Genomic DNA, 14,515 nt, shown 5'->3' with positions numbered 1-14,515 from the left:
GAATTTTCAGTGGCTACTAAAAACTAGCATAATAGCTTGCTTCTGTGGACTTCTAAACAGTAATTATTGCTAAAGCTGTCTTGATCGATGAAACCAGTTACCTAACACCCTAATACTAAGTTCTGGAGCTACTAACCCATCAAAAATGGCAATCAGCAGCTAAAGAATAATTACAAAACAAATATAATCAAATAAATACAATATATAAAAATATTTTACAATAAAATAATGAAAGAGCCGGTTGTCGAAGATTTCGTAAAAATTCTACAGTACTACATGCAGTATTATGGCCTGTATGCGGTGGATATTAGAAATTTGGCGAAAACAACTACCGACCTTGTTAAAGATTTTGAGCATAGTAAGAATGGACCAACCTTGAAAAAGATAGAGGCTATCGCTAATTTATTTGGTTTAAGGTATTACGAATTTGGAAACCCGAATTTACCGATGCCAGCATTAGATCAGCTGCCCATTCGCACAAGAGAGAAAATTGAATGGAGGCTGGAAATAGGTCCTCCGGAATCCAAACAATATCAGAAGCTGGATTTAAATCAAGCGGTTCTTCATGCTTTAGAGGGCTATGACGAAGATGAGGAATTTCTTCCTTCGGATGTTTTTAAGATTCTTCCAAAGGATCTGCAACAAAAATTAGGTTCTGCAACACGTATTACTGGACTGTTTTCAACTGAGCTTTATGACAATGTGGTAAAAACAGGGAATAAGGTCGCCAAGGAAGGTCGTGGAAGACCGGAGGAGTATTACAAACGGACGTTGCCGAAGAAGGGGGCTTAATTGATAGATAATAAACGATTAACATAAACCATAGACAACTAACCACCAATTATTACAGCGATGACAAAATCAATTCGATTAAAACTGATTGAATTAGCTAGACTAAGAACAACGTGGACTTACACACAGCTCAATGATGACCTAGAACTGAGGTTAAAGCTCAAAAATTTCAAGAAATGGTCAAATATCCGCCTTAAGCAAAGTAAAAAAGCATCCGTATCAGCTTATCAGTTATTTTACATCTTGATGCAGAGCGAACCTCAAGTTAAAAAAGTGATTTCTTAATTTGGAAGCATAAAATAACACTCCGAAATTATAATCATTCGCATTAATGGCAATTAGCACAAATTCGATTATTCATTATACAGCTGAATCAAAAGCGCTGTTAGGAATACTAAGACAAAAAGGGTTCATATTTTCCTATTGTTCCGAAAAGTTAAAAACTCGAGAAAAAAAAAGTTACACAGCAGCAATTGCAATGGTATCTTTTTGCGATATACCAATATCCGACTACAAAAAACATTTCTTCAATAAAAAAAATACGAAAGACCTTGGTTATTATGGAGATTACGGGATTGGTTTATCAAAGAACTGGGCATCACGTAAAGGATTGAATCCTGTCATTTACATTGATCATAACTCTCATGCAAGTCATTCGTTTCGAAAAACATACGAGGACAGTTTAGATGAAGACAAGCGGATTAAGAATATCGACATCAGTTCGTCTATTCTCTATGTTAAAAATTACGAGGGAGAGTTAAAACGCAAGGGAGATGTAGTAAGTAAGAAATATCGATTTTATGACGAAAGAGAATGGAGACTCGTACCAAAAACCACCGAGATCGGCAATAATGCGCCAGTTATAGATGACGGAGAGTATCAAAAAAACAGGGTTTATTTCAATACACAAATTGAAAAATTCTTTCTATCATTCGATTTTGAAGATATTTCCTATATAATCGTCAAAGAAACTTCTGAAGTCAAGGAAATATATAACGAAATGGAACAAATCTTTAACAAAAATATTTCCGATTTGCATTTAATTACAGTACTCACTTCTGAGCAAATTGTGGGAGATTTTTAAGAACTAATAAATATAGCAAAATGAGATGGATTGACACAAGAGAGAGGTTACCGAAAATAGAGCAGGTCTATGTTATTTCGATAACTAAAGATACTTATACATATAAATCGGTAGCATTTTTTGAACATGATTGCTGGTTTTACTCGATTGAAGGCGAAAAGGGGAACCTAATAACAGATCGCGTGAATGGTTGGGTTGAAGATCTCAGTGTTTACGTACGGTGAGTTAAAATTTACCGCGCGGTAGTGATTTAATGATTTTTTATCCCCTAATGTATTATTATTTATTGAGATATGAAAACGGAAACCGTAACACCTAACGTTGGAAACTTTATAGATTCTCTAAGAGAAATGGGATATTCCCCAGAAGTAGCCATTTCGGATCTGATCGATAATAGCATATCTGCAGACGCTACAAGTATTGAAGTCCTAGCAATAGCTAAGCCCTCACCTGTATTAGCCTTTGTTGATAACGGATTAGGAATGACGGAAAAAGAGTTGATTGAGGCTATGCGACTTGCCAGTAAAAGTCCGAATGAAGAAAGGAGTTTAAATGATCTGGGACGATTCGGACTAGGATTGAAAACGGCATCATTTTCACAATGTAAAAAGCTAACAGTAGTCACAAAAAAGAACGGGACAATTTCTGCAAGACAATGGGATTTAAATTACATATCTTCTAAAAATGAATGGCTGTTGATTACTCCGACGAATTTATTCGAGTTACCATTATTTGCAGAACTTGAAAATAAAAATTGTGGAACATTGGTTGTTTGGCAAGAAATCGACAAGATATCTATAGATAATTTTACAGGATGCATTGATGCAATCAGAAAGCACCTGTCACTAGTATTTCATAAATTTTTAGAAGGGAGCGCTTACCCGAAGAAAATAAAGATTTTGATAAACAATAATCCGATCAAGCCATTTAATCCATTTAACATAAATCACGCTGCCACCCAAGAGATTACCACAGAAAAAATAAACATATTTGGTTCAACTATAACCGTACAACCATTTATCCTGCCTCATCACTCAAAGTTATCAAAGGAAGAATACGATTTATACGCTACCGAGGAAGGTTATATAAAGTCGCAAGGATTTTATCTCTATCGACGGAATAGAATTATCATTTATGGTACATGGTGGGGAATGCATAAGGCCGCTGATGCGCACAAACTCGTGCGGATAAAAATTGATATACCAAACTCCATGGACATACACTGGGGTATCGATATAAAAAAATCTACAGCAAGACCGTCGGAGAGCATACGAAATGATTTAAAACGAATTATCAGTAGAGTAATTGAAAAGGGAAATAGGCCGTATTCGATAAGAGGAAAGAAAATTGAGGACAAGACAACAACTCATTTTTGGGAAATTATCCCAACAGGCAACAAGATGAGATTTGCGTTGAACCTGCAACATCCTATATACACAAAATTGATCACCGGCCTAGATATACGGCAAAGAGAATACCTTTCTTACTATCTAAAAGGATTGCAAGCCTATCTACCCCTTGATGCAATCTTAGCAAAATTACAAAGAGAACCGCTCGATGTAAACCAACTAGAAGCATTGTCAGAAGAAGAGATTGCAGATTTAGCAAACAAGTTGAAAGGCGCAAATATAAATGAGGAGTTTATTAAAGAATTACTTAAAACAGAAATTTTCAAAAATAGGAAGGAGATCTTAAGAAATGTCTAACACCAGTTATCTATCTATAAAATCACACATCTTTAACAATTTAAAAAAAATTGATGGAGCCCTACCTCAAAATAAAATCGAGGAGGAGATTAACAACAATAAATCTGTTGTGGACACTATCGGTTACGAAATGTTTGGCAAAATTATATCCGCTGAAAACCTTGATCCACTAACTGATAAGGATTGGGCGAGAATGAAAAGAGAATTGGAAACACATTTCGACATTAAAATGGAAAATGGAATCCTCATACAAGGTGAAGATCAGCAGAAACGGGATAGCAACTGGTGGACTACTATTGAAAAACAAAAAAATAAAAAATACTACTGGGAACGTTACAAAGCATATTTACAAGACTCCCTTCCTACGGAAGTTGTCAAAACTTTAGATGATGATACAGATGTAGTGATGAACAACATCGAGTCGCCTTCAAGAAGCAACTTCTCCAGATATGGCATGGTAGTAGGTCATGTCCAATCGGGCAAAACAGGAAACTATGCTGGATTGGTATGTAAAGCCGCAGACGCGGGTTATAAATTTATCGTGGTGATAGCCGGGAGTATGAATAACTTGAGGAACCAAACTCAGGAGCGTCTGAACGAGGCATTCGTCGGTCATACCAACGGTGCACAAGTTGGTGTAGGTAAAGGAAATATAGATAAAAACCACACGCCTTTTAGCCTTACCACTGTGGAGCGAGATTTCAATAAACAGGATGCTGATCGAGCCGCTCAAAATACAAATTTTGAAACCATCAATGTACCAATTCTGCTGGTGATCAAGAAAAACACAACAACATTTAAAAGTGTAATAAGCTGGCTAGAGAAACAATATAAAAATAAAATCTTGGATCATGCAATGCTTGTAATTGATGATGAGTCGGACTATGCTTCGGTCAATACTAAAGAGGATGAGGATCCAACCGCGATCAACAAAGGCATCCGAAAGTTGCTATCACTATTTTCGAAAAGTTCGTACGTTGCTTACACCGCAACACCTTATGCAAATATATTTATTGACCATGAGGCTGAAAATGAAGACTACGGTCTTGATCTGTTTCCAAGAGATTTTATTTATGCTCTTGAAGCACCTAGTAACTACTTCGGGGCACGAAAAATTTTTCTCGACTCGAATGACAAACATTTAGAAACCGTTTCTGACTATGAAGAATATATTCCTGTTAAGCATAAAAAAGATCACGAAATATCTTCACTGCCTTCGAGTCTTCACGAAGCTATACAAGTTTTTTTGATAAATATTGCGATACGAAATCTCAGGGGATACGGCAAACACCACAATAGTATGATGGTGCATACAACTCGCTTTACTTTGGTTCACCAAAGGGTCGCGAGTTTGATTGCAAAATATTTGGAAAGATTTCAAAAGGAAATTGTTTCTTACGGTAAACTAGATAATCCTCAAAATTACAGTGAGTATATTGCAGTACTTAAATCGACATATTTCAAAAAGTTCGACTTTAATGAATTCGAATGGAACACAGTCATAGTAAAACTTACTAATATCATCGATTCAATAGTTGTTAGGGAGATACACCAGAAAGCCACTATACAACTGGAGTACAGGAAAAACATAGCGACGAACGTCATCGTGGTTGGCGGGACTAGTGTAGCGAGAGGATTTACTCTGGAAGGACTAAGTGTTAGTTATTTTCTTCGCAACACCGTTTTCTATGACACGCTAATGCAAATGGGAAGATGGTTTGGTTATAGAATGGGGTACGAAGATCTATGTAAAATTTACATGCCTGCAGATAAAATAAATCAATTTGCAGAAATAATTCAAGCGACAGAACAGTTGATGGAGGATTTCAAAATAATGTCTGAGAATAAGTGGACGCCAAGCGATTTTGGTATAGCGATCAGAGAGAATCCGGACAGCGCATTACAAATAACTGCAAGAAATAAACAAAAAAATGTTCGAGAGTTTTATTTGTCAATGCGCTTAGACGGAAAAGCAAAAGAGACAAGCATTCTAAGTGCCGACAAGAAGGATGTTGATGATAACATCAATTTAATTAAAGACTTAATTGAAAAATTAGATCAACCAACTGAGTTTATATCAAGATCTATTTTATGGAGAGGTATTAAACCAGAAATTGTGTTAGATTTTTTCGATCGATTTAAAACCTTCAAATCAGATCCATTGGGGCTAATGGCTAGAATGCCGATTGAATTTGTTAAGGAATATGTAAAAGACAGGGGTTACATGTGGGATGTGGCTTTTTATAGTGGTCAAGGAGATCCATTTATATCCAAAAACAACATTAGTATCCTGAAAGAAAAACGAAAAATCCAGATTAGGTCTGATGGTAAATATGAATTAAAAAATCGACAAGTTTCTTCAGGAAGCTCGGAATCTATATCGCTGTCACCTGGCGAAAGAAAGGAAGTCGGAAATGACAGACAAGCAGCTAGGAAACGAATGAGAAACCCTTTATTGATGCTTCATATTCTGCAACCCGAACTTGATAAAACTGTGAATGAAAACATAGATTCAATTGGCGCCTTTGGCGTAAGCTTCCCTGGAGATGCTTTAAGTAAAGAAGACACTGTGAAACTAAAAATAAACACGGTTTATTACAACAATCTCTTACTAGATTATGAAGATGATGAAGAAAGCGATGACTAACGGCAATGTAAACCCTTGGGAACCGATGAATTTTGGCTCCATTCGGCGCATTAATTCGGAGCTTCCTCATGATGTATTCTGGATACGAGATCAAGAAGGTCATTATGGATTCTATTTGCAATCAACAGAAAAGTTTCCAGAAGCTAAATCGGATATCGATCTCAAAGGAGTTTCACTGATAAAAAGGAATACTGTTGATATCGGAGAACTGTACCTAATTCTCAAAAGGCATTCAGATTGGGAGCTTTTCCTTTCCGTTTGTGATGATATTTTATCGGTCTGTGTTTTACATCAGACGAACAAGAAAATGATCGAAGCTGTAGAAGTTAGATTAAGACGATGGCAGATATTTTTGACTCAAAATAATGATCTAGTAATGTCTGCAGAATTACAAATGGGATTGATATCAGAATTGCTACTTCTTAAAAAGTTAATTCCTTCCTATGGCGCAAAGGAAAGTATACTTGCATGGACTGGCCCTGATAAAGATAAACAAGACTTTAATTTTCCAAAAACGATGATCGAAGTGAAGTCATACAGAACTAGCAAAGGTGCCAAGGTCACTATATCGTCAACCCACCAGCTATTATCTGAATCTAAGCCTCTTTATCTAGTATCATTTGGGCTAACACTATCTGAGAATGGGGTTTCGATTAAAAACTTACTTTCTGAGTTCTATACTTTACTATATGAGGAGTCTACGGCCACCCAACAGCTTTTCGAAAACAAAATAACAAATTACGGATATATGCCAGGCATGAATGATGAAGCTCTGCTAAACTTTACCGTAGATAGCATGAGAACTTTTGAAGTAAGCGCAAATTTCCCTCGATTATTACCTCATCAAGTGCCTGCTGAAATCGTAAAGCTTAATTACAGTATAGATCTAGAGCTTTGTAAGACCTTTGAAAGGTCTTACGAAACTATTCTTTAATTTCTCAGAAAAAAATGATGATTACTTTAGAAGATTTCCATCAGTATTTTACACAGTCCATACTTTCGGACGCTGAAAGCAGGGGATTAATGAAGGCACTATCCTTTTTTGAAACTGTTTGTGAAGACCTCGTAGCAATTGGCGACTTGACAAATAATTATACCTATGCAGAATACAGTAAAAAAGGAATTGAGGTGTATGGTTATGATTACGATGAAGAAAGAAAAATTGTAACTGTTTTAAATCACCATTTTTTTCAAGACAATACGATACAGACATTAACGAGAAATCAAATGGATATAAAATTTAATAGAATGCAAACTTTTTTCCAAAAAAGTATACAAGGACTTTATGAAGATTTAGAAGAAACATCAGAAGCCTATGGTATGGCTTATAACCTAATGAATTACCATTTCAAAGAGAAAATTGATAGGGTGCGAATAATGCTTCTTACTGATGGCAAAGCTACGCGTTCGTTGACAGAGTTATCATCACAAAATATTGACGGTATTCCAGTTGATTTTCGCATCATAGATATTGAATATCTTTACAAAATATACACCTCTCAACAAGAAACTGGAGATTTCGAAGTAGATGTAAATATACCATGCCTTAAGGTGAATAGTGAAACGGATTCTTACCAGTCTTATTTATCAGTGATTAACGGACAACTACTAGTAGAAATATATGAAAAATTTGGCCAAAAACTATTTGAACAAAATGTTCGGACTTTTCTACAATTTAGAGGGACGGTAAATAGAGGTCTAAAAAATACGATAGAATTTAGACCGGAAATGTTCTTCGCGTACAACAATGGAATTACCGCTACAGCTTCATCCGTAGAAATAGGAGCAAATGGCAATATTAATAGTATAAAAAACTTCCAAATTGTTAACGGGGGTCAGACGACTTCCGCTATTTATGCGGCCCATAAAAACTCTAAAATAGATGTTGCCAATGTCTCGGTTCAGATGAAACTATCCGTCGTAAGTAATGCTGAAAAACAAGACGAATTTGTCTCAAAAGTGGCGGAATATGCAAACACTCAAAACAAAATAAACAATTCTGATTTCTTTTCAAATAGTCCATTCCACAAAGACATGAAAGAATATTCAGCGAGACTTTTTGCGCCTACGGTTGGTGGAGGACAACGAAGAACGCATTGGTTTTACGAACGAGTAAGAGGAGAATATTTAAATAGTCAAGCATATTTAGGAGCAGAAGCAAAGAGAAAATTCTTAATAGAAAACCCCAAAGACCAACTATTTGACAAAACACTACTAGCAAAGGCGGAAAACTCTTGGAATCAGTTTCCTAATGTAGTTTCTAAAGGCGCACAAGATAGTTTCAGGAAATTTGCAGAAAGTATTAATGTCTTACTAGAAAAGGACAGTTTATCCATCACAGAAGCATATTTCAAGGAATCAATAGCAAAAGTGATTCTATTTCGGAAAGTCGAGCGCCTTGTAACAAAAGCTAAGTGGTACGATGGGGGATTTAGGGCTCAAACAGTAACTTACACTATATCTTATTTGTCAGCATTAATCCAACACTCCCATCTTAACTTAAATTTCAATCGTATTTGGCAGGATCAAGATGTACCAGAGTCCTTGATTAACCTAATCGAGATAATAGCAGAAAAAGTATATTTTCAAATTACAAATCCTCTCTCTGGATATGCAAATGTTAGTCAGTGGACAAAAAATATTTTGTGTTGGGAACAAGTACAAAAAATCGACGTAGACTTTCCAGAACTCGATTCTTCATTGTTCATTCACGAAGAAGAAAAGAAATACATTTTAAAAGAGCACAAAGAGAATAAAAAAATTGATACGGGTATAAATCTTCAAATACAAATTATGGAGGCGAAGCCCGAATATTGGATAAAATTACGTGATTATTATGCGAAGTATAGATCCTCCATAAGGCTGTCATCGATGCAAGAAGACATGTTACAGAAGATGGCGCGCGGATCTATACCATTTCCATCCGAAAAGCAGTCGAAAATTCTCCATAAATTAATGGAAACTGCTAAAAAAGAGGGCTTAGAATAGGAGTAATTAATATTGTAAAATTTTATCAAAAATAGCCTTAGCCAACAACGGCGGAACAGCATTTCCAATTTGTTGTTGAATATGGGAAAGCGATCCTTTGAAAGTAAAGCTATCTGGAAAGCTTTGTAGGCGAGCAGCCTCCCTCACCGATAATCCCCTATCTTGAAATGGATGAATCAACATGTTTTTTCTGTAGTTAGATATTACAACAGATGGCTTTTCTGCATGTAGGCGCTTATAAATACCACTGTGACAGTTGTTTTTGTTGGAATAATTCTCCATTAAATGGTTTGGGATAGCTTTCCAATTCTGTCCTTGTCCAATATATTTATATCGATCAAGTACATAGGACTGGTTTCGTGAAACAAAATTCTGTGTAGCAAAATCCTGTTTCCCACGCATTATCTTACTGTAATCGGAGCTGTCACTTAGTTCCAAAGTATAGGGAAGTTTATTAAACTGGTCGCCGTTTGCAAGCTTTGGCAGATCAGCTATAGCTTCCCCTACAGTCACCTTCTTTGTCCTCTTCTCTGGAAACTCAAAATCAATACCAACCCTATTACCAACCATAATAAAGCGATTTCGGTCTTGCGGCACACCATAATCCGAAGCGACCAACACTTTCTCTGTTGTCGAATACCCTAATTCTTCAAAAAGGCCTTTTATTGTTTTAACTGTATTTCCTTTTTCGTATGAAGTTATACCCTCTACATTTTCAAACACGAACCAGCGTGGATTCAATTGCTCTACGAATCTCAAAAATTCGTTGAAAAGCTTGTTATTAGCATTATCGCTATTTCTTGTTTTGGTATTAGACGTGGAAAAACCTTGGCAAGGAGGCCCTCCGAAAACAACAAAAACATCTTCATCATCAATATGATCATTTGGATTTACATCGCAAATATCCTCTTCAATTACTTTTGTCCCCGGATGATTAAATGCAAAAGTCTCCGCTGCGTGTGGATCTTTCTCAACAGCAAACTTAACTTTTATTCCTGCCATTTCAGCTCCAATACTCAGACCTCCCGCACCACTAAAAATATCTACGGCCCATAATTCAGGCTGCAAAGCTTTTGACGTGGGCACTAAAATCGCTTGTTCACTATTGATAAATTCCTTTAGCATAAGGGGTTTATTAAAAAAGATGCAAAAGTAATAATTTTCTCTAAACTACCTAAAGAATTTGTGTTTTCATAAATTTTTATTTTTTTTAAACGCATGCATTTTCATAAGATAATTTTACACTAATTTGAGTTGACATTCGTGAAATGCTGTTTTTATTCACTTATACCAATTGACATATTCAGAATTCTTCCAATCGAAAAAACTCGTCATCGATGTATCAAGATTAGCATTAAACATCTTATCTTTGTTTTAGCAAAAACATGTAGAATTATGACTTGATGCACGGAGTACATAATCCTTCAGCCGAATATCCCAGTAAAAACCGAATAGCAATGTTAAAAAGCGTAATCAACCACCGGCCTAAATCAAAACCTCTCGTCCGTGTTATCGGAAACCGCCAAACACCGACTCCCCTATTCTTCTTCAATCAGCCAGCAAAAGGGTAAGCGATGTCTACCGTATTTCAGATTGACGACCCGAGCCTCGAGTCGCAATGGAGAGCGATTATCCTATTTGGTAAAAACTCTGCAACCTATAAGTTTGCCTTTGCCAAAGCACTGCTGGAGCTGTTGGATCAGCAGAAAACAACATTGTCATTAGATGACCTTGCCGAGCCCTTTGCGCGGCATATTATAGCGCATCTGCGTAGTAGCGACAAACAGGGCAACGCCAGTTCGAGCAAGTTCTTAGAGACCTGTAGAGCCTTTATAGATGGCCGTATAGCAGAAGACGAGCTGCTGCATAGCACCACAAAGCTAGGCTTTGTGAACGTGGTAGATGCGTTTCAACAAGTAAATGGCGGATTGATACAGGATCCGTTTTACCATAAAAACTATGAGGATGGCAAGAAAGAGATTGTGCTGACCGATAGCCTTTTTAAGCTTAAAGAAGGTATGCAATTTGGCAATTTTGACCAAGAGGTAGATGCGCGTTGGAAACTGGTAGAGACAGCTTGGAACCTCAACATAAACCCCAACCTTCTGGAAGTAAAGCATGATGAGCTGAAACAGGAACTGTTTATCGAACATGACTTTATGCGCCGCATAGCGCTAACATCGGTGCGCGATGCGCTAAATGGCTACCAAAAGGGCAAGTGTTTCTATTCCTATCAGGATATTTTTGTGCATAGCGGTGCCGACCGGATCTGCGCCGTAGACCATTTCTTGCCGCACCTGCATAAACGCCAACACAGCGAGCAGGAAGCAAATATAAACGGAGTATGGAACTTGGTATTGGCCGCCCCCAGCGTAAACAGCTCGAAAGGCGCTCGCGTGCCACACCGCCGCTACCTACAGCGGCTGTTTAACCGCAACGAGTTTTACATAGAAAGTAAGCATCCGCTAGCGGAGACCATAGTGAACCAAACTGGAAAAACAAAAGAAAAAAGACGTACCTTTCTGCAGGCACAGTATAGTATGGCGCTCTCCTACTCGATTAACGAATGGAGCCCAGCCATAGAGCTGCCGGGAACTTTTTAGACGATGGGCATAAAAAACTTTTTTGAGCTCCCGGCCGATAAAACGATCGGCCAAACGGAGCATTTCTTTCTCCTATACGATGGCTTTGCCGTATCGCCGGGGCATATCTTGGTGATCTCTAAAGTATGGCGAGCAGACTATTTCGAACTGAGCGCTGCGGAGAAAGGCGATCTTGATAAGGCAATCACCCTCGCCAAGGAACTTATCGAAGCGGATCATACCCCTGATGGCTACAACATAGGCATGAACTGCGGCGCCGCCGCCGGCCAAACGGTGTTTCACTTTCACTGTCACATAATACCGCGCTACACGGGCGATATGGATGACCCTAGAGGTGGGGTGCGACATTGTGTGGCGGGGAAGGGAGCTTATTGAGGGCGAGGAAAGGCTGCTAACCATTCGCTTTATAGCGACGCCAGAACTGGAAGGGCTTTTAACGAAAGGACGCCTGTGGTGGCTGCACGAGGGCTCGGTATTGATTGGGGAGGCTGAAATTATTTAAGCACATGGCTATTTGCTTTAATGCGGCAAGAGCTTCACGACCTGACAAGCTTTTGGGCACAACACTTAACAAAAACTGATTCCAAAAATCGATACATACGTTCGTACGGCCGGCATTCTACCCAAGGAGTCGGATCGACATGATAGTGCGTGTCTTTTGCTGTAAACCTAAGTTGTAAAAAATTGCAATCAAGAGCCTTAATTACTGACTGACAGCGAGAACTTTCAGCTTAATGATGTTACCTATAAAAGGCATTTATCAATTGGTATCTAGAAGCATTTAAAAGAATTTAGCGTTTTGTTTTTCATAAAATATTTCTAAATTTACTTACTTTAAAATCTATTGCGCTAGTAAATAGATCAGAAACAAACAGATAAATCAATGAACATAATTAACCTATTAACCGTCGGGAAGATAATTCTCAATGAAAACACACCGTCCAGAACAACCAAGTTTGAGCACTACTTGATCCCATATTATCAGCGGGGATATAGATGGGACGAGGAGCACGTGCACGCATTGTTGAACGACGTGCATGCATTTATGTTATCCGATGAAAAAAAATACTGCTTACAGCCAATAGTTGTAGTTCCTCGGGCAGATGAAGAGGGCAACAATATCTGGGAAGTGATAGACGGCCAACAGAGACTGATAACGATGAATATTATCTTCAATTATTTAAATCGGCCTAGATATTCTATCATATTTGAGAAAAGAGCAAAAAGCACCACCTTCTTGAAGGAACTTTCCAGTGAAACCTACGAACATGACAACCCTGATTTCCACTTTATGAGCCAAGCTTTTTTGTTGGTAAAGAACTGGTTCGAACAGAAAACCCAAAATGATGTAGGCTATATCGATGAATTTAATTCAACACTCACCAAGAAGGTGGAGGTTATATGGTATCAAATCGAGGAACTAAAAGGTATTGCCAATAACGAGATAATCGAAGGTAAAAAGATAGATATCTTTAATCGCCTAAACATCGGAAAAATTCCGCTCACAGATTCCGAATTGATTCGGGCACTTCTATTGTCAAAAGTAAAACACGGGCTTACAGAAAGAGAAGCCGTACTTCGGCAAGCAGAAATATCCAATGAGTGGCACCGGATGGAGATGGAAATGAGAGATGAGAAATTCTGGTACTTTATAAATAACAAAGCGCTAGAAGAAACCTCATCTTGTATTGAGTTTATATTTAACCTCATCGCTCAAAACAACAATAAACGATACTCTACCTATCTATGGTTTGAAAAAGAGATAAAATCGGACAATCCAGAACAGGAACGGTTGACGGCTATGAATCTTTGGAACCAAACAAAAGATTATTTCAGCAAATTAAAACACTGGTACACGGATAGTCATCTCTATCACCACATCGGTTTCATCTTAGCATCAGGCGATAATTCGATTGCGAACATCAAGAAAATTATCGAAAACTCCAGGACAGCAAAATCTGTATTCAATAAATGGGTATTTGATGAAGTCAAAAAAGAGTTGAGCCACATTAATATCAACAGCCTGACATACGAAAAGAGCAAGCCTGAGCTGAAAAAAATCTTCCTATTGCACAGCATATTGTTGACGGCTTCCTTAAAGTCTGGACGATATATTAAATTCCCCTTTGACCTATTTAAAAAGGTAGAAAATGATGGAGGGTGGACTATTGAACACATTCATGCGCAGCAGTCGAAAGAGATGAAAGACGAAAAAGCCATCAGAAGATGGCTGCAAGAAACGTACAAAGCAGTGGAGGAAATCAGCAGCATCGAGAAATACAGCAATGTGGGCGCAGAAAAACACGAAAATATCGAGGTTTCGGAAGAATTAAAAGCAGGTATCCAGCAAATGCTTAGCAGCGCTAAAATAGATGTTAACAAATTTAATTTGTTAAAAACAGAGTTAGTACAAATATTTGATTCTGAATCAGTACATCTTCTAGACAACTTAGCCCTACTTTCTAAAAGAGGAAATTCATCCCTTAGTAACGCTATTTTCCCAGTTAAAAGACAAAAAATAATTGAAATGGAAAAGGAAGGTATCTTTGTTCCCCTCGCTACAAAAAACATCTTTCTCAAGTACTACAGCAGCTCGGATTTACAGCCATATTTCTGGAGTAAAGGGGATAAAACAAATTATTTCGAAGACATCACGAAGAATTTACAGCCTTACCTAACACAATATTAAGCAGAT

The 14,515-nt window shown here is 37.6% G+C and carries 10 protein-coding genes; 9 read left to right on the top strand and 1 reads right to left on the bottom strand.

The features are described from left to right. Nucleotides 1–228 precede the first annotated feature (228 nt). The 6 genes from IE165_RS18310 to IE165_RS18285 all read left to right on the top strand — a co-directional run bounded on the left by IE165_RS18310 (nucleotide 229) and on the right by IE165_RS18285 (nucleotide 9,217). Nucleotides 229–792, top strand: a complete 564-nt coding sequence (locus IE165_RS18310; protein ID WP_189628110.1) for a hypothetical protein — start codon at nucleotides 229–231, stop codon at nucleotides 790–792. 331 nt (nucleotides 793–1,123) lie between these two features. Further along, nucleotides 1,124–1,876, top strand: a complete 753-nt coding sequence (locus IE165_RS18305) for an abortive infection system antitoxin AbiGi family protein (protein ID WP_189628109.1) — start codon at nucleotides 1,124–1,126, stop codon at nucleotides 1,874–1,876. 293 nt (nucleotides 1,877–2,169) lie between these two features. Continuing rightward, the gene (locus IE165_RS18300) at nucleotides 2,170–3,582 is read left to right on the top strand and encodes an ATP-binding protein (protein WP_189628108.1); all 1,413 of its coding nucleotides are present in this window, start codon (nucleotides 2,170–2,172) and stop codon (nucleotides 3,580–3,582) included. Beyond that, entirely contained in the window at nucleotides 3,575–6,229 is a 2,655-nt protein-coding gene (locus IE165_RS18295; RefSeq protein ID WP_189628107.1) for a Z1 domain-containing protein, read from the top strand. Before IE165_RS18300 ends, IE165_RS18295 begins: the two co-directional genes overlap by 8 nt. Further along, complete coding sequence (locus IE165_RS18290; protein ID WP_189628106.1) at nucleotides 6,207–7,163, top strand: PD-(D/E)XK motif protein; 957 nt, start codon at nucleotides 6,207–6,209, stop codon at nucleotides 7,161–7,163. The genes IE165_RS18295 and IE165_RS18290 overlap by 23 nt, the downstream gene beginning before the upstream one ends. Nucleotides 7,164–7,177: 14 nt before the next feature. Then, the gene (locus IE165_RS18285; RefSeq protein WP_229826647.1) at nucleotides 7,178–9,217 is read left to right on the top strand and encodes an AIPR family protein; all 2,040 of its coding nucleotides are present in this window, start codon (nucleotides 7,178–7,180) and stop codon (nucleotides 9,215–9,217) included. A gap of 6 nt (nucleotides 9,218–9,223) precedes the next feature. Here IE165_RS18285 and IE165_RS18280 read toward each other — a convergent pair whose 3' ends face one another. Continuing rightward, complete coding sequence (locus tag IE165_RS18280; protein ID WP_189628105.1) at nucleotides 9,224–10,342, bottom strand: DNA cytosine methyltransferase; 1,119 nt, start codon at nucleotides 10,340–10,342, stop codon at nucleotides 9,224–9,226. Nucleotides 10,343–10,791: 449 nt separating this feature from the next. Here IE165_RS18280 and IE165_RS18275 point away from each other — a divergent pair, with 449 nt between their 5' ends. From IE165_RS18275 to IE165_RS18265, 3 genes are all read left to right on the top strand, one after another. Further along, nucleotides 10,792–11,820, top strand: coding sequence for an HNH endonuclease family protein (locus tag IE165_RS18275; RefSeq protein WP_189628104.1), 1,029 nt, complete (start codon nucleotides 10,792–10,794; stop codon nucleotides 11,818–11,820). Between the two features lie 3 nt (nucleotides 11,821–11,823). After that, nucleotides 11,824–12,195, top strand: coding sequence for an HIT family protein (locus tag IE165_RS18270; RefSeq protein WP_189628103.1), 372 nt, complete (start codon nucleotides 11,824–11,826; stop codon nucleotides 12,193–12,195). Between the two features lie 508 nt (nucleotides 12,196–12,703). Next, nucleotides 12,704–14,509, top strand: a complete 1,806-nt coding sequence (locus IE165_RS18265) for a DUF262 domain-containing protein (RefSeq protein WP_189628102.1) — start codon at nucleotides 12,704–12,706, stop codon at nucleotides 14,507–14,509. Nucleotides 14,510–14,515: the final 6 nt, after the last annotated feature.

Origin of the sequence: Sphingobacterium griseoflavum, assembly GCF_014653155.1 — a bacterium.
Taxonomy (GTDB): domain Bacteria; phylum Bacteroidota; class Bacteroidia; order Sphingobacteriales; family Sphingobacteriaceae; genus Sphingobacterium; species Sphingobacterium griseoflavum.
The sequence above is the reverse complement of the archived record's forward strand: the minus strand, read 5'-3'. Positions and strand labels throughout refer to the sequence as shown.